The organism is Pseudomonas cistanchae, from assembly GCF_054483635.1.
This window is the reverse complement of the sequence record NZ_JBTLWN010000006.1, coordinates 141,881-160,997: the sequence shown is the minus strand read 5'-3', so window position 1 is coordinate 160,997 and position 19,117 is coordinate 141,881. Positions and strand designations below refer to the sequence as shown.

Annotated in this window: 17 protein-coding genes; 2 read left to right on the top strand and 15 right to left on the bottom strand. The window is 65.6% G+C overall.

The window, feature by feature from the left end; translation table 11 throughout:
* Nucleotides 1-27 precede the first annotated feature (27 nt).
* From ACX0MV_RS17105 to ACX0MV_RS17045, 13 genes are all read right to left on the bottom strand, one after another.
* Nucleotides 28-4,737: an AvrE-family type 3 secretion system effector gene (locus ACX0MV_RS17105; RefSeq protein WP_458983724.1), complete on the bottom strand. Its 4,710-nt coding sequence runs from the start codon at nt 4,735-4,737 to the stop codon at nt 28-30.
* A gap of 124 nt (nt 4,738-4,861) precedes the next feature.
* Entirely contained in the window at nt 4,862-5,959 is a 1,098-nt protein-coding gene (sctU, locus tag ACX0MV_RS17100; protein ID WP_458983723.1) for a type III secretion system export apparatus subunit SctU, read from the bottom strand.
* Nucleotides 5,960-6,005: 46 nt separating this feature from the next.
* A complete protein-coding gene (sctT, locus tag ACX0MV_RS17095) occupies nt 6,006-6,806 on the bottom strand; it encodes a type III secretion system export apparatus subunit SctT (protein WP_458983722.1) in 801 nt (266 codons plus the stop codon).
* Between the two features lie 14 nt (nt 6,807-6,820).
* Complete coding sequence (sctS, locus tag ACX0MV_RS17090; protein WP_458983721.1) at nt 6,821-7,081, bottom strand: type III secretion system export apparatus subunit SctS; 261 nt, start codon at nt 7,079-7,081, stop codon at nt 6,821-6,823.
* Between the two features lie 7 nt (nt 7,082-7,088).
* On the bottom strand, nt 7,089-7,742 hold the full coding sequence (sctR, locus tag ACX0MV_RS17085) for a type III secretion system export apparatus subunit SctR (RefSeq protein ID WP_458983720.1): 654 nt from the start codon (nt 7,740-7,742) through the stop codon (nt 7,089-7,091).
* Complete coding sequence (sctQ, locus tag ACX0MV_RS17080; RefSeq protein WP_458983719.1) at nt 7,739-8,815, bottom strand: type III secretion system cytoplasmic ring protein SctQ; 1,077 nt, start codon at nt 8,813-8,815, stop codon at nt 7,739-7,741. Before sctQ ends, sctR begins: the two co-directional genes overlap by 4 nt.
* Nucleotides 8,812-9,294 carry a type III secretion system HrpP C-terminal domain-containing protein gene (locus ACX0MV_RS17075; RefSeq protein WP_458983718.1) on the bottom strand — a complete coding sequence of 161 codons (483 nt, stop codon included), beginning with the start codon at nt 9,292-9,294 and terminating at the stop codon, nt 8,812-8,814. Before ACX0MV_RS17075 ends, sctQ begins: the two co-directional genes overlap by 4 nt.
* Nucleotides 9,281-9,706: a type III secretion system stalk subunit SctO gene (locus tag ACX0MV_RS17070; RefSeq protein ID WP_458983717.1), complete on the bottom strand. Its 426-nt coding sequence runs from the start codon at nt 9,704-9,706 to the stop codon at nt 9,281-9,283. Before ACX0MV_RS17070 ends, ACX0MV_RS17075 begins: the two co-directional genes overlap by 14 nt.
* The gene (locus ACX0MV_RS17065; protein WP_458983716.1) at nt 9,693-11,048 is read right to left on the bottom strand and encodes a FliI/YscN family ATPase; all 1,356 of its coding nucleotides are present in this window, start codon (nt 11,046-11,048) and stop codon (nt 9,693-9,695) included. Before ACX0MV_RS17065 ends, ACX0MV_RS17070 begins: the two co-directional genes overlap by 14 nt.
* Complete coding sequence (locus ACX0MV_RS17060) at nt 11,045-11,941, bottom strand: FHA domain-containing protein (RefSeq protein WP_458983715.1); 897 nt, start codon at nt 11,939-11,941, stop codon at nt 11,045-11,047. The genes ACX0MV_RS17065 and ACX0MV_RS17060 overlap by 4 nt, the downstream gene beginning before the upstream one ends.
* Before the next feature lie 65 nt (nt 11,942-12,006).
* Complete coding sequence (gene sctV / locus ACX0MV_RS17055) at nt 12,007-14,097, bottom strand: type III secretion system export apparatus subunit SctV (protein ID WP_458983714.1); 2,091 nt, start codon at nt 14,095-14,097, stop codon at nt 12,007-12,009.
* The gene (gene sctW, locus ACX0MV_RS17050; protein WP_458983713.1) at nt 14,094-15,212 is read right to left on the bottom strand and encodes a type III secretion system gatekeeper subunit SctW; all 1,119 of its coding nucleotides are present in this window, start codon (nt 15,210-15,212) and stop codon (nt 14,094-14,096) included. Before sctW ends, sctV begins: the two co-directional genes overlap by 4 nt.
* Nucleotides 15,213-15,240: 28 nt before the next feature.
* Nucleotides 15,241-15,426, bottom strand: coding sequence for a hypothetical protein (locus ACX0MV_RS17045; RefSeq protein WP_458983712.1), 186 nt, complete (start codon nt 15,424-15,426; stop codon nt 15,241-15,243).
* Nucleotides 15,427-15,485: 59 nt separating this feature from the next.
* Here ACX0MV_RS17045 and ACX0MV_RS17040 point away from each other — a divergent pair, with 59 nt between their 5' ends.
* Nucleotides 15,486-16,037 carry an RNA polymerase sigma factor gene (locus tag ACX0MV_RS17040; protein WP_458983711.1) on the top strand — a complete coding sequence of 184 codons (552 nt, stop codon included), beginning with the start codon at nt 15,486-15,488 and terminating at the stop codon, nt 16,035-16,037.
* Nucleotides 16,034-16,633 carry a GNAT family N-acetyltransferase gene (locus ACX0MV_RS17035; RefSeq protein ID WP_458983710.1) on the top strand — a complete coding sequence of 200 codons (600 nt, stop codon included), beginning with the start codon at nt 16,034-16,036 and terminating at the stop codon, nt 16,631-16,633. The genes ACX0MV_RS17040 and ACX0MV_RS17035 overlap by 4 nt, the downstream gene beginning before the upstream one ends.
* 126 nt (nt 16,634-16,759) lie before the next feature.
* Here ACX0MV_RS17035 and ACX0MV_RS17030 read toward each other — a convergent pair whose 3' ends face one another.
* Nucleotides 16,760-17,497 carry a SapC family protein gene (locus ACX0MV_RS17030; RefSeq protein WP_458983709.1) on the bottom strand — a complete coding sequence of 246 codons (738 nt, stop codon included), beginning with the start codon at nt 17,495-17,497 and terminating at the stop codon, nt 16,760-16,762.
* Between the two features lie 220 nt (nt 17,498-17,717).
* On the bottom strand, nt 17,718-19,031 hold the full coding sequence (locus tag ACX0MV_RS17025; RefSeq protein ID WP_458983708.1) for an ATP-binding protein: 1,314 nt from the start codon (nt 19,029-19,031) through the stop codon (nt 17,718-17,720).
* Nucleotides 19,032-19,117 lie beyond the last annotated feature (86 nt).

Sequence of the window (19,117 nt, the reverse complement as noted above, 5' to 3'; positions counted from 1 at the left end):
GCACGGTGCAGGTGCGGGCTGCTGCCATCAGACCAGCCCGCCTGGCCGATTGGCCGGGTTCTGCTGGTGGTCGATACGATTGTCCAGGTCGCCAGGGTCGGCGCCGTGCCGCGGATCGGCCATGCTCAGGTCCGGCTGGTTGCCGACGAAGCGCATGGTCACCCGCTCCTCCTGGTGCAGGCTGCGGATCAGATCGCTCGCCACGCCCTGCTTGGCGATTTCGCCATCCAGGCTGTACGACAGTGGCCGGTCCTCGTTGTGGCCGTACTTGAAGTCGATCTTGCCCTGGACGTGGCTGTGGCTGATCGACGCGTTGCTGGTGAACCCGAGAATCAGCGGCGGCGTCGCCATGCCATGACTCTGCGTGGCGGTGCGCTTGACGCTGATGCTCTTGATCCGCAGGTTGTCGCGATTGCTCAGCGCCTCGCGCAGTTCGCGGTCGACGCTTTCGCCAGCCACGCAACGCGCCTCGATGCGCTGACGCACGCTGTCCTTGAGTTCCAGAACCACCGACGCGTCCGTGCCTTTGCCCTCTTCCAGACCCTTGACCAGGTCGGCGAAGCGCGGGTCGCTGCTCAGCAGTTCGCGCAGTTCGGCGCCATTCGCGCGTGACGCCTCGTTCAGCCAGCCGTGGGTGCCATTGGTGCGCATGTGCTTGGCCAGCGGCATGTGGTTGCCCAGGCTGGTCCCGGAGACGGTGCGCTCGGCCGAACTGAACTGGCGGCGCTGCTCGCTGGACGCCGTGTGCTGATGCTGCAGCTGCTGCAAGTCGTGCAGCGCACCGTATTGCCCCTCGGTGCGCGGTCCGTCCGCCAGCTGATTCTTCCAGGCCGTCAGGCGGGTGAACTGGTCATTCACGCTCTCATCGGCCGCGGGCATCGCTAGCCCAGCAGCCCCGCGCTGCTCGGGAAACTCGCGGCGCAGGCTTTTGAAAACCTCGCCAAGCGTTTCACGCTTTACCGGCTCGGGCAGCTTGAAGGCCACGTTGAACGAGCGCTGCTTGCTGCGATCGAGGTTGACCTTGGCCGACAGTTCCAGCGGCGTTCGGTTGAGAAGGCCGGCTCGGCTTTGCCCGCCGGACTGGATATTCGACGAGATAACGCCCTGGACCGGGCGGAAATACACCCCTGCGTCGCCCTTGCGCAACACCTGGGCATTGAACCCGCCGCTCTTGCCACGCTCGCCATCCGGCCCATGGCTCACTGCAGTACTGTTCTCCACATGCAGCAGGCTGGCATTCAGCGCCGGCCCCAGCGAGGTGCGCATGAACGCGGTCACCGGGTTCGGCGCCGGCGCATCGGTGAAGTTGCCGAAGTGCGCGCGCCCTTCGACGCCCGCCCACAGGTCGATATCCAGGGTGGTCTTGCTGGTTTCAGTGGCCTTGTGTTCCGTACCCAGGCTCAGCAGGTCGGTGAGCTTGCCGTCGCGGTCGCTGAGGTTGCCCATCACTCGCTCCAGATCCCCGTCCTTGACCGAGAAGCTCACGTCGCTTTCGCGCTTGCGACCGACCGTGGTGTTGAGCTCCGCGCCGGCGAACACGCCGAGCTGGAAACCTTGCCCGCCACGCTGGCCAAAGAACTCGCCAGCGCCGACCAGGACATTGCCGGCACGACTGCGGCTACCGCTGAGCTGCACGTCGGCGCCTTCGTCAGTGCGGCTCAGCGACACGCCGACACTGTTTTCCTTGGCCACCCCGGCGCCCAGCCAGAGAAACGGCAACGGCGTCGAGATGTAGGGGGTATTCAACGCCGTGCCCTTGGTGCGCGTCATGGCCAGGGAGTCGCCGGCGTCCATGCGCCGGACGTTGTCCACCAGGGCGCCATTGACGTCGTTGGCGGCCACCCCCAGGGCCCGTCGAGTATTGAGATTGAGCGCATGGTTCTGACTGCCCAGCTCGCTGGCGAGGCGCTTGCGGTGGTCGTAGAGGCGCTCCAGCTGGCCATGGTTGGTGATGTTGGCATCGCTGAAGATGCGGATGTCGCTGCTCTCGTACCGCTGCTTCAGGGTTTCGAAACGCTCGCCGATTTCCCGAAGACGCGCCTGGTCCAGCGGTTGGCCTTGCATGTGCTGCAGCTCGTCGGTCAGCGCGTGCAGCTCGCTGAGGGTATGGGCATCGAAGATCAGCTGGTCCTTGACCAGCGCCGAACGATCGCCCTTGTCGGCCCGCTGATCGAGGCCGCGATGGGACAGGTGCAGATCTTTTTCCCGGTACTCGTGCAACAGCGTGCGCGTAGGGTTCTGCGCCGAGGGCGAGGCATTGAGGAACGCATCGTGCAACTGGCTGGTGACCCGATGCCGGCCGCCGGGGTTGAGCCCGCTCTGGATGCGCGACTTGAGCGAGGGGCGGTAATCCTCCTTCACCACGCCCTGGTCATCGACGATGCCGTGCAGTTGGCCAAGGCGAACCGCGCTGCGCTGGCTGCTTTTCTCGACGTCGCCGCGCAGGCTCTGCATCGCGTCGCGGAGCGGCTGTGCCTGCTCGGGCAGGTTCAGCCCAGCCAGACGAGCGTCGAGGTTCTCCATACGCTGCGGGGCACTGGCCAGGACGGGGAGGCGCTCGAGCAGCGCGCGCTCGTCGGCATAGACATCACGCAGCCCTTCGCGCCCCTTGAAGTGATGCTGGATATCCAGGCCGGTCTGCTTGACCGCATCAAGCGGGTGGAAATGCCTTTTCAAGCCGCTGCCGAACCCGCGGTCCTTGTGCGCGACACCTTCGGTGGTGTGGGTCAGCACATGGCTGGACGTGGTCACGTTGGCGCCGCCTAACTTGCCCGGCGAATGGTGCCCCTCGAGCCGTTGCTGCAGGTTCGGCTGCTGCGGTTGCGCCTGCAACGCTTGCCATTGGCGGCCACCATCGTGCTCGACAAGCCGATGTTCCTGACCGCCAAACCGGGCCACCGGCCGTTTGTCCGCGCCGGTGCGCAGCGTGCTGCGGTCAGCGAGCTGGAAATCGGCGGTGCGCTCGTTGTGCCAGACAGCCTCGGGAAAGACCTTCTGCCAGTGCTGACGATCAAGCCGATGAATCGATCCGGTGTCGCTCTGCGCGTACAGGTTCTTGTCGTTGTCCAGGGCCAGCGACTCGATGCGCCCGACGTTCGCCGGCAATGCCAGCGCCGTGGTGCGGCCATCGACGTGGGCATGCAGGACGTTGTCGCGGCCGAGGGCAACAAAGTGCTTGTCGTCCACCACTGCAAAGGCGCTGAGCTTGCGCTCGGGGCTGCCGGCGAGTGGCGCGTCCAGCTCGACCTTGGTCCGTTTGCCCGCTGGCGTCAGGTCGTGGCTGGCACCACGGCGCAGGGTCTCGCCGCTGTTGCTGGCCTTGACCGCCTTCAATTCGCCGTGCTGCAGCACGTAGGCCTTGCCATCCAGGCCGCGGTCGAGCCGGTCGACACGCTGGTTGCTGGCGGTCCAGCTCTGGGTCTGCTCGTTCCAGCCATGCAGGCGCCCGCCGTGCACGGCAACCTTGCCGCGCGGCCCGAGGTCGACCTGGGCATGGGCCGGCGGCTGGTCGAGCTGCGCCAGCCCTTCGTCCTTGGTCATCACCAGCGCATCGCTGAGGTTCCAGGCTGGCGTGGGTCGCCCTTGCGCATCGATGGGGCAGGCGTGCAGCTGTTCATGCTGGTCGCGCACCAGGGCGTTGAGCTGACCGCCATCGTCATGCATGAAACCTTCGACCTCCGCCCGACCGCCCAACGCCTGCTCAAGCGTTGCCAGGGGCAGCTTGCTCATGGCCATGCTCGGCAGTTCGGGTTGCTCCGGCGTGCCGCCCAGGGTCACGCTGTTTTCGTTGCCACGGAACAGCTCGCCATCGCCATTGCAGGCATACAGCCAGCCATCGGCGGAATAGCCAATGCGCTTGGCATCCAGGTCCGTCGGGTTCTGCGGCGGCGCGGCGTTGGCGGCGGGGGCCTGTTTCAGCGTGACCGTGGACCAGCCGAGATTGTCGCCGCCGATACGCACCTGTGCCTGGCTGCCCTGCTTGTGCAGGGTGGCGGACTCACCAACTATCGCGCTGAGGTCCTCGGCGTCTCGCTGCACACCATGCACAACGCCATCGCCCTGGCGTTTGAGCGCCTTGTAGGGGGTTTGGTCGGCCGCCGGCTGCCAACGCTGAGTGGCGGTGTCAAAGTGCTGCCGCCGCCCTTGATGCAGGCGCGCCTGTACACCATCGGCGCCGGTATGGACGCCGCTGATCTGGCCCAGATGCGCGCGCCCGGGGCTTGGCGGAAACGCCGGCTGGCCATTGGGCAGGGGGACCTGCGGGTTGTTCGGGCTCATGGGCGCCAGCGCGGGTCGGCTGGTCTTGAGCACGCCGATCACGGCGGGGGTCTGTTGCAGATGCACGGCATCGCGGGCACGCGGATCGGTGCCAGGCGCGGGATTGCGCTGCTTCACCTGCACGCGGACCCCGGTAGCATCCGGGGTGAGCTGCGAGTATTCCTTGTGCGGCTGGTTGAGCTGCTTCTCGATCGCCTCGCCCGCCAGTGAATTGTTCAACGTGAGATTGCCTGCGGCGTCCACCTGGGGCGTCAGCGGCGCCTGAAAGGCAGCACGCTGCGGGCCCTGCTGCACCTGCGGTGGCTGCTGGCCCTGCTGACCGCGGCGAAACAGGCTGACCACCCGCTGACCGAAGGAGCGATGTGCCCTGCCTTGCTGCACTTCAGGCGGGTTACCCAGGTTCTGCGCCGCATTGACCGGCTGCTGTTGCTGCACGGGGAGGTTGTGGATGCCTCGCATGGACGTCGTTCCTCTGACGTGAAGGACGGGAAGTTGCCTCTGAGTGGCGCCAGCCGGGTAAGGGGTTCCGCCCACGCCGACGACCGGCAGCTGCTCCAGGAAAAGCGCCTGGCTCCGCAGCCGCCTAGCTCTGCCCCAGGTCGGGCATTTCGATCACGCCCTGGGTCGCTTCATCGTCCAGCTCGCGCAGCACTCGATAGATCTGGGCCACCGCCTGCAGGGTTTCCCGCGGGATGAAGCGGCCGATGTCTTCGCGGTACAGGGTGCGCGCCAGCCACACGCACTGGATGATCGGCACCCGCGCCGCCTTGGCTCGCTCGATCAGCGCCCGCGCCTGATCATCGGCGCCCTTGTCGATCAGCTGTGGCAGGGGCGTTTCCTCGGGGCGGTAGAACAGCGCGACGGCGAAGTGGGTGGGATTGATCAACAGCATGTCCGCTTCCTCGACCGGTTTCGGCTTGCTCGCCGGCTGCTCGAGCAGCTGGCGCGCCAGGTTGCGGCGCTGCAGCTTGATCAGCGGGTCGCCTTCCAGGGTCTTGAATTCCTTGCGCACTTCCTCGTGGCTCATGCGCAAGCGCTTGACGAAAAAGTACTTCTGCAAGGCAAAGTCCAGCGCGGCGAGCACCAGCAGCACGCCCAGACTGATATGCAGCACCCGGCGAAACAGCTCCGCAAGGCCGCGCCAGTAACTTTGCAGATCGCTATGCACCAGGCCGATCAGACCGCTCAGCGCCGGCAGGGTAATCAGGTAGACCAGCGCACCGATAAACAGCGCCTTCACCAGCCCCATCAGCAGGTTCATCAGCGACTGACCGGAAAACATCTGCTTGGCCTGGGCCACCGGGTTGAGCCGATTGAAATCCGGCTTCAGCGCCTCGGGGGCGAACAGAAAACCGAACTGCATCCAGCTGCCCAGCAGGCGCATGCCGATGGCCAGGCCGACGGTGATCAGGCTGATGCCCAGCAGCACGCCACCAGCTTGCGCCAGCACCTCCTGAAGGGCGCGGGTGAACGGCTGTTGCATGCGCTCGATGGGGAACGCGACCATCTCTTCCATCGCCCGCATGCTGCGATCGGACAGCAGCAACGCGGTCTCGGCTACCACCGCGAGGATCAGCAGCTTGATTACGTCCTGGCTCTGGTTGACCTGGCCCTTTTGCCGCGCGTCGCGAATCTTCTTCGGCGTGGCTTTCTGGTTCTTTTCGCCGCTGTCTTCGCTCATCGGCCCGCTCCTGTCGCCTGGCCATGCCGGCGTTCCCCACAGGCACTCACTGCGGCACCTGCAGCAACAGCCCGAGGATGTGCCTGAAATCCTTGAGGCCTTCCAGGTGACCGAGCGCCAGGTCCCACAGGGTGGGCAGATAGAACAGCAGGAAGCCCAGACCGATCAGGCTCTTCGCCGGCATGGCGAGGATGAACACCTGCAGCTGCGGGCTGTACAGGCTGAGCAAGGCCATCGCGAACTCGACCAGCAGCAACAGCGCGATAAAGGGCGCGGCGTAGAGCATCAGGTGAGTGAAGGTCTCGGCGACCTGGGTGAGAAACACATCGAAGCCATCCGCCGCCGGCAACGGTAACCAGGCGGTGGGCGGCCACAACAGGTAGCTGTCCCACAGCACCTGGGTCAGGGTGCCGAGGCCGAGGCTGGCGACCAGCAGAAGGATGGTCATCTGCTTGAACAGGTGACCGATCGGCGTCGCATCCTGGCCGAGCGAGGGATTGAGCTGGCCGCCAATCAGCGCGCCGCGCTGGTTGTCGAGCAGCGCGCCGACCGACTCGAACAGCCAGAACGGCATGGCCAGCAATACCCCGAGCAGCACGCCGAGGGCCACTTCCTTGAACATCAGCGCGCCCAGGGTCAGCCAGCTGGCGTTGTCCATCACCAGGGCATTGCGAATGCCCGGCGCGGGCAGCAACGCCAGGGCGAAGACGATGGCGTGGCGCGGCAGCCCGCGCACATGCTCGAAGCAGAACGCCGGTATCAGGTAAGCGCAGGGGTAGATGCGCGCCATGCCCAGGGCGATCGCCAGCAGCAACTCGAAATGCGGCGCGAAAACGGACTCAGCCATGCCGACCCACCGTGCTAATGGCCCGACTGCGCGATCATGTCGAACGCCATGTGGATCAGCTGCATCAGCTCGCTGCCGATCCAGCGGCCGGTCAGCAGCAAGCTCACGCCCACCGCCACCAGCTTCAAGCCGAACGGCAGGGTCTGGTCCTGCACCTGCATCAACGCCTGCACCAGCGAGGACAGCACACCAACCACCACGGCGACGATCAACGGCGGCGCGGAGAGGATCACCACCAGCAACATCCCCTGCTTGAACAACCCCAAGGCATCCATCGCCACCTCACATGTAGGAGAGAAAAAGACCGTCCAGCAACCGCGTCCAGCCTTGCACCAGGACGAACAGCAGCAGCTTCAGCGGCAGTGAAATGGTCATGGGCGCGACCATCTGCATGCCCAGCGCGAGCAACAGGTTGGAGACGATCAGGTCGATGACGATGAAAGGCACATAAATCAGAAAGCCGATCTGGAAACCGGCCTGCAGCTCGGACAGCATGAACGCCGGAATCAGCAGCATCAGGTCGTCACGGCTGGCGACCTCGGCTTGTTCTTTCGGCCACATGCGCGCGGTGTTGTCGAGCAGGTGGGTAAGGATGTCGGGGTCGGTGTGCTTCGCCATGAACTGCTGCAGCGGCTGCACCGCGGCCAGCGCGGTTTCCTGCAGGGTTTCGGTACTGCTGAAATCCAGCGGACGCTGCTGCAGGCCCTCGGCGACCTGATGGCCGACCGGGGCCATGACGAACAGCGTCGCGGCCAGGGCGATGCCGTACAGCGCCATGTTTGGCGGCACCTGCTGCACGCCGATGGCGTTGCGCGTGATCATCAGCACGATGACGATTTTCAGAAAGGCGCTGCAGATGATCAGCAACAGCGGCATCAGCGACATCGCGCCAATGAACAGTGCCAGCAGAAAGGGATCGACGCCCTGGAAACTCATTCAGCGAAATCCACACGGGTGATCTGCAGCCCCAGCCGCCCTTCGACCTCGACCAGTTCACCCTGCGCCACCGGCCGCTCGCCGTAATACAGGCTCGCCATGCCGGGGGTGACCCCGGCCACCTCCAGCACCGCTCCCGGCGCCAACTGGCGCAGCTCGCCGAGGCTCATGCGCAACTGCCCGCAGCGCAGGGTCAGCGGCAGCACCAGGCTGTCGAACGGCTCGGCGTGCGGGTCCGCCAGTGCGCTATCGGCATACCCACTGGCTGGCGGTTCCGCGTACTCATCCGGGTAACTGCCCGGGGCGTCATAAGGCAGGCTGTCCCAGGCGTTTGCCGCCGGGTCCTGGGAAAATTCATCGTCCATCCGGTTCTCCTCAAGGGCAAGTACGCTCAAGCGCAAAGGCACTGCCTGGTTATCCGCGCGCACCGCCACTACCTGACTACCCAGGCGTATTTCGCCGTAGCCCGCGGGGTCGAACAACGGCAGCTCAGGCACCAGCACATCCCCGGGGCGCAGGCCGCGCAGCTGACCGGCCGCGATGCGCAGGTGACCGAGCAGCAGCGGCACCTGCAGCCGACAGGTATCCGGCAGCGGTGCGGCGAGCGAGTGCCAGGGGGCGCCTGCGCACAACCCCAGCAGCACCTCAGGCGCCAGGCTCAGGCGGCTCAGCGCCCGGCAATCACCGAGGGTCACACTGAGCCGGCAGTCGATCCCACCCGCAGCTGCTGCAGCCTGGGGTTTCAGGTAACCGAACAGGGCCGCTACTTGCGGGCTCAGCGAGGCGTGAAACAGCGGCCAGAACCAGTCGTCCTGGTCGCCTGGCGACGCTGGCAGCACCACCGGGCAATCGCCCAGCAGGCTCAGCACTGCAGCCGCCTCGCTGAGGGCGATGGCGCCGTGGCCGGTTTCCAGGCTCACCAGACTGCCCCCCGACGGCGCCTGACCGGGCTCGAGGCGTAATTCGCCCCATTGGTCGGCGACCTGGAATGCCAGACCCAGGCCTCGGCCAAGCCGGCGCATGGCCTGCATGTGAACCGCGGAAAGGCGCCCCAGGCGCACGGCAGCGGTCATGCCACCCGCTCCTCATCCACCCGCAGCGTCACTGGCTGACCCAGCGCCTGACCCAGGGCGTCCTGGCAGCGCTGCTGACAGGCGGCCAGACGCTCCTGGCTGTCCTGGTCGTCGGCGCGCAGGTCGATGTCCCACCCCTCGCCGCGCACGCGCCGAGCCGAAACGCTGACTCGCCCGAGCTGTGGTAGATGCAGCAAGGCCTGCAGCGGCGCTTCGGCCAGGTCGTGCAGGCGCGGCGCCAGCTGATCAACCAGCGCGTTGAGGGTGCCGACCTCCAGCAGCGCCGCGCTGCTCAGCGCCCCGGCGCCGTCGGCGTGGCCCTGGCTGCCGCCGCCCTGGTTGCCCAGCAACTGGGCAAACCAGCGGCCATCGCCCTGCACCAGCAGGTTCTGCATGCCGCCGGCCGGTTCCTGATCACTGTCGCGCCAGCGCGTGGTCGACGCCTCGCGGGGCGGTTGTTTGACCTCAGCAGGGTTCATGCTCGGGCGCCTCCTTGAGCAAGCGGGACAGCTCCCGCAGCTTTTCCAGCTGGCGCTGTCGCCCGCGTAACTGCTGACGCGCCTGCACGGCCTGCTGATCCTGCTGCAGGCGCTCCTGACGCAGCGCGTCCAAGGCCTGGGCTTGCTTGCCGAGTTCCGCCAGCAGGCGTTTCTCCTGCTCGCCCCAGGCGGCCAGCAGCATCGGCGTCAACGTCTGGCCCTGATGGGCGCGCGACAGGGCCGCGCGCTGCTCGCGCTGTTGCAGCCGGGCGCACTCGAGCTGCGCCTCGGCCTGCCGCTCCCGTTCGAGCAACGCCTGCAGGCGTCCATGCTCCTCGCGCCAGGCCCGTTCGGCCTGGGCCTCGCGGTGTTGTCGAATCGGCCTCAGGGCCGCCAGCTCATGCCGGGACATAGGCGGTCAACCCGGCCAGGTGATCGAGCGTGGCAACCATCGGTGTCGGCTCGCGCAGGTCCTGGCGGAGGAACTGGTTGACCGCCTCGCGGGACTCGACCGCAAGGTCGGTCAGGGCATCGGCCCCAGCCTGGTATTCGCCCAGGCGCAGCATCAGCTCGATCTGCTCGTAGCTGGAAAGCAGACGGCGCATGCCGAAACTGGCACGCAGGTGGTCCTCGTCGGCGACGTTGGCCAGAATACGCGAAAGGCTGGCGAGCACGTCGATGGCCGGGTAGTGACCGCGTTCGGCGAGTTTGCGCGCCAGCACGATGTGGCCGTCGAGCAGCGAGCGCACTTCGTCGGCGACCGGGTCCTGCATCGAGTCCTGTTCGATCAGCACGGTATAAAGCGCGGTGATGGCCCCCTCTTCGGTCAGCCCGGCGCGCTCCACCAGGCGCGGCAGCAAGCCGTACACCGAAGGCGGCAGGCCGCCTCGGCCCATGGGCTCGCCGGCCGCCAAGCCGATCTCACGCTGGGCACGGGCGAAGCGGGTCAGCGAATCGATCAGCAGCAGCACATGCTTGCCCTGCTGGCGGAACCCTTCGGCGATTGCCGTTGCAGTGAAGGCGGCGCGGGCCCGTTCCATGCTCGAACGGTCCGAGGTGGCGCAAACCAGCACGGCGCGGCTGCGCAGCTCAGCATCCAGTTCGTGATCGAGAAACTCACGCAGTTCACGGCCGCGTTCGCCGATCAGGCCGAAGACGATCACGTCGCAGTCGACGTTGCGCGCGATTTCCGCCAGCAGGGTGGTTTTGCCACAACCGGCACCGGCAAACAGGCCGACCCGCTGGCCTTCGCCGAGGGTCAGCAAGCCGTCGATTGCGCGAATTCCGGTGGCCAACGCACGGCTGATGCGCGGCCGCGAGGTGGGCGCCGGTGCCTCGCCGATCACGGCCCGGGCGTTGGTGATGCCTGGTTCGGCAAAGGCACTCGGCCCCTGGCCACTCAACGGCCGGCCAAAGCCATCGAGCACCTGGCCCAGCAGCCCATCGCCAACCTGAACCCGATGGGCGATGCCGAGCGGCTCGACGGCGGCGCCGACGCGCACGCCTTCGAGACCGCCTAGAGCGCTGAGCAGCGCGTCCTGGCAATCGAAGCCGACGATCTCGGCCAGCAGGCTGTCGCCGCCACTCTTGTCAACGCGGCACAGGTCGCCAATCTGCGCACCGGGTAATCGGCACTGCAGCAGGATGCCGTTAACCCGTTGCACCCGCCCGCGCACCGCGACCGGCGCAAATACCGCCAGGCGTCGGGCGTGCTGCGCATGCCAGTGCTCCAGGCGCGCAGCAGCTTCGCTCACCAGGTCACCTCGTAGCGTTGCTCGCCTTCGAAGCGCAGGGAACCGTTGTCGATCTGGGTCAGGCGCAGGCCGTCTATTTCGTCGCCGAGAAACAGCCGCCGACCATCTTCGGTCACCACATGGCCGTGCTTGCCGCCGATGATCTGCACGATTTTGAACGGCAACTCATTCTTGCGCGGCTGCAGTGCATCGGTGATGGCGATCGGCGTATCGAAGCGGTCGAGAAACTGGGTGACCATGCGCTGCGCCACCGCCAACTGCCGCTCGGCGAGCGCGCCCTTGAGAATCACCCGTTCCTCGCGCTCTTCCAGCTCGACCCAGGCCGACAGGTCGCGCTCTTGCAGCATGCGGGTCAGCTCACGGCGCACCTCGGCGGTGGTTTCCAGCGTCGGCCGCTGCGCGTCGCGTTGCAGGGTCGGCGTCGCGCGCTGCGGGTCGACCGCCGGCACGCTGAGCGCCCAGGCGCTAGTGCCCAGGGTGATCACCACCAGCGCAATGGCCACGCGCTTGGCCCAGGACGGCCGCGAACCCTGCTGACGCGGCACAGGGTGCGGCGCAGGCTGCGCCGAGTCGATCAGCTCGGCAGCGTCTTCCGGCCAGGGCTGATCGGCGGCCACCACGCACAACCAGATACCGCCGACAGCAAACAGCGCGCCCATCGGCAGGTGATCGATCAGCGCCTGGCGCTGCCCCTGCTCGTCGCTGAGCGGGCCGTCCTGCGCTTCCACCGACCAGCGTCCATCGACGCAGCGCAGCTGGGCGTGCAGCGCTCCGATGCCCGGATCATAGAGCGCCAGGTCAGCCTCGTCCGAGGCGCCCACGCACCAGCTTTCCCCTATCAGCGGCAGTGCTGCACCACGGTGCAGGCCGCTCATCACCCGTAGTTCGAACATGCTCAGGTCCCTCAATTCAGCGGGTGGTGTCCCGCGTTACTGCCATGCCGTGTGCTGGCCATCGCCTAGGCCACTTCGCTGCGGGCCAGTTGCACCTGGGACAGGTCGAAGCGCCCGAGCACCTTGACCTGTGCAGTACTCAGCAGCTCGGCGAACGACAGCACCGGCACGTGGTTGAATTCGTCGTGCAATAAATTGCGCAGCGGGCTGCGCAGGTCCTGGGCGACCAGCAACACCGCGATTTTTTTCGCGCGCAGCGGGAAAGCCTGGCGCAGCTGCGCGACCAGGGCCTGGGTGTGTTCGCTCTCCAGGGCAAAGAAGGTTTCGGTCTGGGTCTGGCGCAACGCATCGCGCAGCAGCCCTTCGCTTTCCGGGTCGAGCAGCCAGACATTGAGGCCGTCGGCTTCGCAGTACTGGTGGTAGATCTGCGCTTTCAGCGAAATGCGCGCGTAATCGGTCAGGGCGGCCACGTCACGCTCATGCTGGCCGTGCTCGATCAGCGATTCGGCGATCAGGCGCACCGCGCGCAGCGGCACACCCTCGCCGGCGAGGCGCTGCAGCACGGCGGCGAAGCGGGCCAGCGGCATGGTCCGCTGCAGCTCCTGTACCAGTTCCGGCTGCCCGGCTTCGAGCCAGCTGAGAATCGACTTGCTTTCCTGCAGGCCGAGGAACTGCGGCCCGGTGGCCAGCATCGCGCGCCCCATGCGCTCGACGATCAGCTCCTGGGCCGGAATCGCTTCGATACGTTCATCGGCCAGCAGCGGGTCGTCTGGACGCAACCACAACCACTGCTGCTCATCGCGCTCGACGCTCCCTACCAGTCCATCGATCGGCTCGGCCGGCAAGGGTCCGCGGGCGACGGCGAGGCGCTCACCGAAGGTTGCCTTGAGCATCGGGACTTCATGTACGCAGAAGCGGAACTCGTCGTCGGCGAGCGCGCCGCTGAACTCGAGCTCGAAGGGCGGCAGGGTCAGGCCGAAGCCCGTTACCAGCCCGTTGCGTTTCTGCCGCAGGGCGCGCAGCAGCGCCTGGGCGGCCGGGTTGTCCTGCTGCGTCTTGGCCAGCTGCAGCAGATAGGCGCGCGACGGGTCGAAACTGCGCAGGTCTTCCTGATCATCCTGGCCCTTGGCCGATCCTCCCTGCGCTCCAGCTCGACTCGCCTCGCTGGCCCGCGAGCGCAACCAGAGCTGAACGATGCCCATGCTCCCGGTAATCAGCGCAATCACGATGAACACCAGGGTCGGCATTCCCGGCAGCGCGGCAAACCCGAGCATGCCGACGGCCGCGATGACCCAGGCCTTGGGCTCGCTCATCAGTTGTTCGGCGATCTCCCGGCCGATGTTGCTGCCCCCGATCTGGTTGTCCGGCGACACGCGGGTGATGATCATGCCCGCGGTGAGGGAGATCAGCAGCGCGGGAATCTGCGCGATCAGGCCGTCACCGATGGTCAGCACCGAGTACAGCTCCATCGCCTCGCCGGCGCCCATGTCGTGCTGCATCATGCCGATGGTGAAGCCCCCGATCAGGTTGATCACCACGATCACCAGGCCCGCTACGGCATCGCCTTTAACGAACTTCATCGCACCGTCCATGGCACCGAACAGCTGGCTCTCCTTGGACAATTGCTCGCGCCGACGACGCGCCTCGTTGACGTCGATCAGGTTGGCGCGCAGGTCGCTGTCGATCGACATCTGCTTGCCCGGCAGGGCATCCAGGGTGAAGCGTGCCGCCACTTCGGCGACCCGCTCCGAGCCCTTGGTGATCACCAGAAAATTGACCACGGTCAGGATCAGGAAAATCACCAGACCGACCGCCAGGTTGCCGCCCACCACAAAGTTGCCGAACGCCTCGACGATATGGCCGGCGTCCTGGTCGAGCAGAATCAGGCGGGTGGTGGCGATCGACAAGGCCAGGCGGAACATGGTGGTCAGCAGCAGCACCGCCGGGAACGAGGAAAACGACAGCGGCCGCGGCAGGTACATCGCCAGCACGATCAGCAGGCAGGAAATGCAAATGTTCACCGCGATCAGGATGTCCACCAGCCAGGTCGGCAACGGCATGATGAACATGAACACGATGGCCAGTACGACGAAGGCGCCGACCACTTCGGTACGGCGCACGGCGGCGAGGGCGATACGATTGAGCAAGGCGATCATCGGGCCACCCCTGCAATCACCGGCACCACCGCCTGCGCACGCGGCTCATGGCGTGAGCGCTGGTCCATCAGAGCCAGCAGGTTCTTCAGCGCGTTCTGCCGGCTCTTGCCGTCGCGCCACAGCGGCAGCGGCAGGCGCTGGATCAACGGGTAGAGCGCGTTCAGCGAGACCAACTGCGCGTGCGCCTGCTCACCGCCCAGCTCACGCCCCAGGCGCTGCGCTTCGGCGGGGCTGAAACCGCCTGCGGCATAGCCCACCAGCCGTTGCAGCAAGGCCACGGCGCTGAGCTGCTGCTCCAGCCGGCTCGAAGCCAACCGCTCCAATAAGCCGCGGCAACTCTGCAACACGCTGCCGAGGTGGCTGGAGGCATTCAGGCCCAGCAGCAGGGTGCGCAATTTTCCCGAGGGCCGTGACGGGTTTTCAGCGGCGATGTCGTCGGCCAGGGCACGTCGCATCGTCTGCAGACCGCTGTCGAAATCCTGCTCGCCAAACAGGCCGAGCAGCGCCTGCATCATGCCCGGCAGCGATTGCTTGAGCACCACGGTGTTGTAATACAGCTGACGCACCGCCTGGCGCAGTGCCGGGTCGCCGCCGGTTGCCAGCAGCGCTTCGGCGATGTTCATGCCCGCGTCGATCTGCGCGCGGTAGGCCTTGCGCAGGCGCGCCAGGTACTCGCGGGCAAGCGCTGCTTCGCGCTTGCGGCCTTCACTTTCAGCCATCACGGTGGCGGCTTGCAGGACCAGATCGGCGCGCGCCGGGTCGCCTTCGCTCAGGTGCAGAACCGCACCCAGCGTGGGCTGCTGGTGCAGCAGCTGGGTCGAGCGCTGGGCCAGCGCCACCAGGCTGACCTGCCCAGGATGGCCGAGCTGGCTGTACCACTTGCTGATGACTTCGAGCTTTTCGACTTTCGCCGTGCGCGGCTCGGCGCCCGCCATGTCGAGCTGACGCTTGCTCAGCGCCTTGCTGCTGCGCTCGACGTTCTGACTGAACAGCATGCCGACCTCTTCCATGGCATGCGCCTGGACCGCGACAGGCGCGCCCTTGGCGGCACCAAAGGTGGCGGCCTGGGCGAGGTTCTGCAGGGTTTGAGCCGTGCTGGACGCGTCGATTTTCATGAAAGTCGGCAGGTCATCGATTGCGGAATTACCCCTGAGTGGCCTGCGCCACGCAAACGGTTCCATCGCCACCGCGCTCTGGCAAATCGAGCAAGATTTGGCACAAGCAAACGCCTCGCTTTGCAAGAATCTGCACAGCCAGAATTGATGTCAAAATAATATTTATCTTATCAATCATGGTGTTGCGAACGCTAAGCACGGTGGCATAGCTCATGCTGTGGTTTTTTTGTCGGCAGCCTGCCGACCTCTACCGATTCTTGAGGAAAAGCCACCATGAAGGATTTGACCCTGAGCACGTCCTGCGACCGTCACCCGTCGCCGTTTGCTGCGATCAAGTTCGACCTGAGTCATGAGCGCAAACTGCGCCATTTCATCCAGAAGCGCGTACTCAACCCTGAAGATGCCGAAGACCTGCTTCAGCTGACCTACCTGGAAGCCTGGCGCAACCGCGAAAAATTCAACGGACAAGCCAAGCCCGACACCTGGCTGTGCGGCATTGCCATGAATTTGATCCGCAACCACTTCCGCCGCTTCTATGCGCAACCGCAGCACAGCGCCTTCGATGACGCCGACGCCCATGTTCACGAGCAGAGCATGGATCCGAGCCTGGAATTCGAGTCGCGTCGGATGCTCGAACGCACCCTCAGCGCCATGGCTCGCCTGCCCCAGGAAATGCGCGACACCCTGCACACCGCCATTGAGGCGGACGGCAGCTACCGTGACACCGCGCAAACCCTGGGTATTCCGATTGGCACGGTGCGCTCGCGCCTGTCGCGCGCGCGCGAGCACCTCAAGCGCAGCGTGTACCAGGAGGTCCGCGCATGAACCGTATCGCCGGGCGCAAACACCTGCCGCGAGGCATTCGCCGCTACACCGAGGCTGACCTCGAGGCGATGACCGAAATCTTCAACGAAACCGCCGCCACCGGCGCCAACTCGCCCGTCGTCCGGCCGCTGTCGGTCAAGGAGATGACGTTTTTCATCGACTTCTATGTGAAGGAAGGCGACCCGGTGTATGTGCTGGAGCGCGCCGGCGAGGTGATCGGCTGGATGACGGTAAACCGCTTCTGCTGGGGCGCACAGGCGTGCCGCCTGACCGGCGAGGTATCGATCTACGTGCGCCACGACTATATCGGCAAAGGCATGGGCATCCGTCTTGGCCAGGCTTCGGTGATCCTCGCCGAACGCTATGGCTTCGAAACCCTGGTGGCCTGGGTGATCGACAAGAATGAAGCCAGCAAGCACATGGCCAGTGGCTTTGGCGGCGAACTGTGGGGGCATATGCCAAAGATCGCGCGCTTTGGTGAGGTGCGTTGCGACGTCAAACTCTATGGCCTGCCTCTGACACCGCGTGCGCCCGAGGCCATGGAAAAAATGCCCTACCAGCAATCGGAAGCCTCAGCGCAGGCTGCCTACGTGTGACAGCCTCATCGCCCAGCCAGGCTGTCGGGCGACCCCAATCATCACAGGCTCAGCGGCGGCAGCCGTGTTGCCTAGACTGACCGCCAGCTACCCGCCAGTTCGTTCGTGCGCCTTTAGCTCAGCCGTTCAGTGACGGGTCGACTGTGTCGCGCGCCTGGCGAGAAAGCTTTCAAACAGCTGATCAGCATTGCCCAGCGCCATCAGGTGCGCGTAGATCCAGCCGAGATAACCCGCACGATGAAGGTCGACCACCTGGGCATCGTCGAGCTGAAGAAATTTCTCTTCATCGACCATCTGGAAATTGCTCAGGGTAAAGCGCTCGCCATTGCTGTGGGTCAGCTCCAGCGAACGTGACGTCAGCAGGCCAAGTGCCTTGAGCGTGTCAACGAATAGACGGGTGCGCACCATCTCCAGGGTGAACTGCTGCAGGAAGCCAAGCATCTCGTTGAGGTATTCGCTGTTGCTGCCATCATCACCAAACAGCTGCTTGCCTTCGCGCTCGTTCCAGCCAGCGTAGGCCGCGTCGAAGCAGATGGTGAACTCGGCGGCGCTGTCCTGCGCCAGCACGAACGGATAACGCCGCACGAACGCCGGCATATAGGTATTGGCCAACCACTGTTTATTGCCGTCGACAAAACCGTTGTGGCCTTCTTCGAGGCCGAGCAGGGCAATCGGCATCGGCTGTTCGTCGCCGACGAACAGGATCGGGTAGTGGCGCGCGGCCTGAAAGAACTCGAGGCCGGCCAGGGGCACCATATGGGTACCGGCCGCGAACTCACTGTTGCCCAGGCTGTGAAGCCGTAACGACTTGTGCTCATCGCGATTCAGCCGTTTGACGTCCTTATAGAGCAGCATCTGAGTCATGGGCGGTTCTCCTGAAACGGTTGAACGGGGCCGAAGCCAGCCGGGCGAGGCAGCGGCTATCTATGACAGCGCGAGCGCATGCTGGTTGAGCGCGGCGCCAATCTCGCGCACATCGCAGTAAGGATGTGCAGTGGCCTGAGTGGCAACGAGACGCCGGCTGGTTCCATCGGTGGCGTCCTGTTGAGCATATTCGCCAGACAGGACGGCGCTATGCGTATGCCTATGCCGCATCGCGCGGCAGCAGCAGGCCCAGCGGCAGGCACACCCGCGCCTCCAGGCCGCCGCCGGAACGGTTGCGCAGTTCGACGCTGCCGCCGTGCAGCGCCGCAATGCGTTTGACGATCGCCAGGCCGAGGCCGGCGCCCTGGCCACCCCGGGCGCGGTCGCCGCGGATAAACGGATTGATGATGCTGCCCAATTCGGCCGGGTCGATTCCCGCGCCTCGGTCGAGCACGCTGAGTACCACGTAGGGTGCGCTGCAGTCGCCGGACAGCGACACCGCCACCTCGACCGCATTGCCGCCATAGCGCAAGGCGTTCTCGATCAGGTTAACCAGCAGGCGCTTGATCGAAATCCGCCGCAGCGGAAATTCCGGCACCGGCTCCAGGCACAGCCGCACCAGCTCCTGCTGCTGGTTGTAGGGGGCGACCACTTCGCGAATCAGATTGAGCAGGTCGAGCGTCTCCACCGGTTCGTCGCGGCCGTCACGTATGAATGCGAGGAACTGGTCGAGGATCGCGTCCATGTCCTCGATATCGCGCACCATGTCTTCGGTCAGCTCGGAGTCGTTGTCGAGCAATTCAAGGGACAGACGCAGGCGCGTCAGCGGTGTGCGCAGGTCATGCGAGACGCCGGCCAGCATCAGCTCGCGCTCGCGGCCGGCCTGCTCGACGTCCTCGGCCATCTGGTTGAAGGCGCGGTACACCTCGGTCATTTCACTCGGCGTATCGCCTACCGGCAAACGTACGCTGCGCCCCTGGCCGATCTGCCGGGCAGCGAAAACCAGGCGCTTGAGCGGCGCGCTGAGCTGGCGAACGAAAATCCAGGCCGCTGCCGTCGACAGCAGGCCGATTGCCAGAAACCAGCCCAGAACATTCCAGATGCGCTGGCCGCGCAGCGGATGGGGATACAGCGGCACTCGCAACCACTCGTTGCCCAGGGTCGGCGCATGCACCCACAACGCCGGCGGGCTGTGGGCGCGCAACCGCACCTCCGTGTCCGGCCCGAGTTCGGACTGCATCTGCCGCTGGAAGATTTCGCTATAGGGCCAGTGCTGCTCGCTGGCCGGCACCGCATCGTGGGGAACCCGCTTCAGCCCCGCCGCCGCCGCGATCGTCGGCCTGTCTTCCGGGGCGGCGGCCCAGTAAGCCCGTAGCGTCAGCGCCGCACCGTGGCTGTATTGCCGATCGACCAGCACGTCCTCGTTCATCATCAGATAAACCAGGGTCAGCGCCTTGGAAAACAGCACCACGATCAGCACCAGCCACAGGGTGCGAGAGAAGAAGCTTTGCGGAAACCAGACAGGGGTTTTCATGGCGACTCGATGGGGTCGTAGGGTGGATCGCGCCTCATCGATCCACCGAGCGGAAGTCTTGGTGGATGAACAACGCGCCATCCACC

Bases quoted from the DNA above. Each gene is read 5' to 3' on its own strand.
- ACX0MV_RS17045 (WP_458983712.1), bottom strand. From the start codon at position 15,426: ATGAGCTATGCCACCGTGCTTAGCGTTCGCAACACCATGATTGATAAG.
- ACX0MV_RS17075 (WP_458983718.1), bottom strand. From the start codon at position 9,294: ATGAACCCTGCTGAGGTCAAACAACCGCCCCGCGAGGCGTCGACCACG.
- ACX0MV_RS17105 (WP_458983724.1), bottom strand. From the start codon at position 4,737: ATGCGAGGCATCCACAACCTCCCCGTGCAGCAACAGCAGCCGGTCAAT.
- ACX0MV_RS17025 (WP_458983708.1), bottom strand. From the start codon at position 19,031: ATGAAAACCCCTGTCTGGTTTCCGCAAAGCTTCTTCTCTCGCACCCTG.
- ACX0MV_RS17035 (WP_458983710.1), top strand. From the start codon at position 16,034: ATGAACCGTATCGCCGGGCGCAAACACCTGCCGCGAGGCATTCGCCGC.
- sctV (WP_458983714.1), bottom strand. From the start codon at position 14,097: ATGATCGCCTTGCTCAATCGTATCGCCCTCGCCGCCGTGCGCCGTACC.
- ACX0MV_RS17060 (WP_458983715.1), bottom strand. From the start codon at position 11,941: ATGTTCGAACTACGGGTGATGAGCGGCCTGCACCGTGGTGCAGCACTG.
- sctU (WP_458983723.1), bottom strand. From the start codon at position 5,959: ATGAGCGAAGACAGCGGCGAAAAGAACCAGAAAGCCACGCCGAAGAAG.
- sctR (WP_458983720.1), bottom strand. From the start codon at position 7,742: ATGAGTTTCCAGGGCGTCGATCCCTTTCTGCTGGCACTGTTCATTGGC.
- ACX0MV_RS17070 (WP_458983717.1), bottom strand. From the start codon at position 9,706: ATGTCCCGGCATGAGCTGGCGGCCCTGAGGCCGATTCGACAACACCGC.
- sctQ (WP_458983719.1), bottom strand. From the start codon at position 8,815: ATGACCGCTGCCGTGCGCCTGGGGCGCCTTTCCGCGGTTCACATGCAG.
- sctS (WP_458983721.1), bottom strand. From the start codon at position 7,081: ATGGATGCCTTGGGGTTGTTCAAGCAGGGGATGTTGCTGGTGGTGATC.
- ACX0MV_RS17030 (WP_458983709.1), bottom strand. From the start codon at position 17,497: ATGACTCAGATGCTGCTCTATAAGGACGTCAAACGGCTGAATCGCGAT.
- sctW (WP_458983713.1), bottom strand. From the start codon at position 15,212: ATGAAAATCGACGCGTCCAGCACGGCTCAAACCCTGCAGAACCTCGCC.
- ACX0MV_RS17040 (WP_458983711.1), top strand. From the start codon at position 15,486: ATGAAGGATTTGACCCTGAGCACGTCCTGCGACCGTCACCCGTCGCCG.
- sctT (WP_458983722.1), bottom strand. From the start codon at position 6,806: ATGGCTGAGTCCGTTTTCGCGCCGCATTTCGAGTTGCTGCTGGCGATC.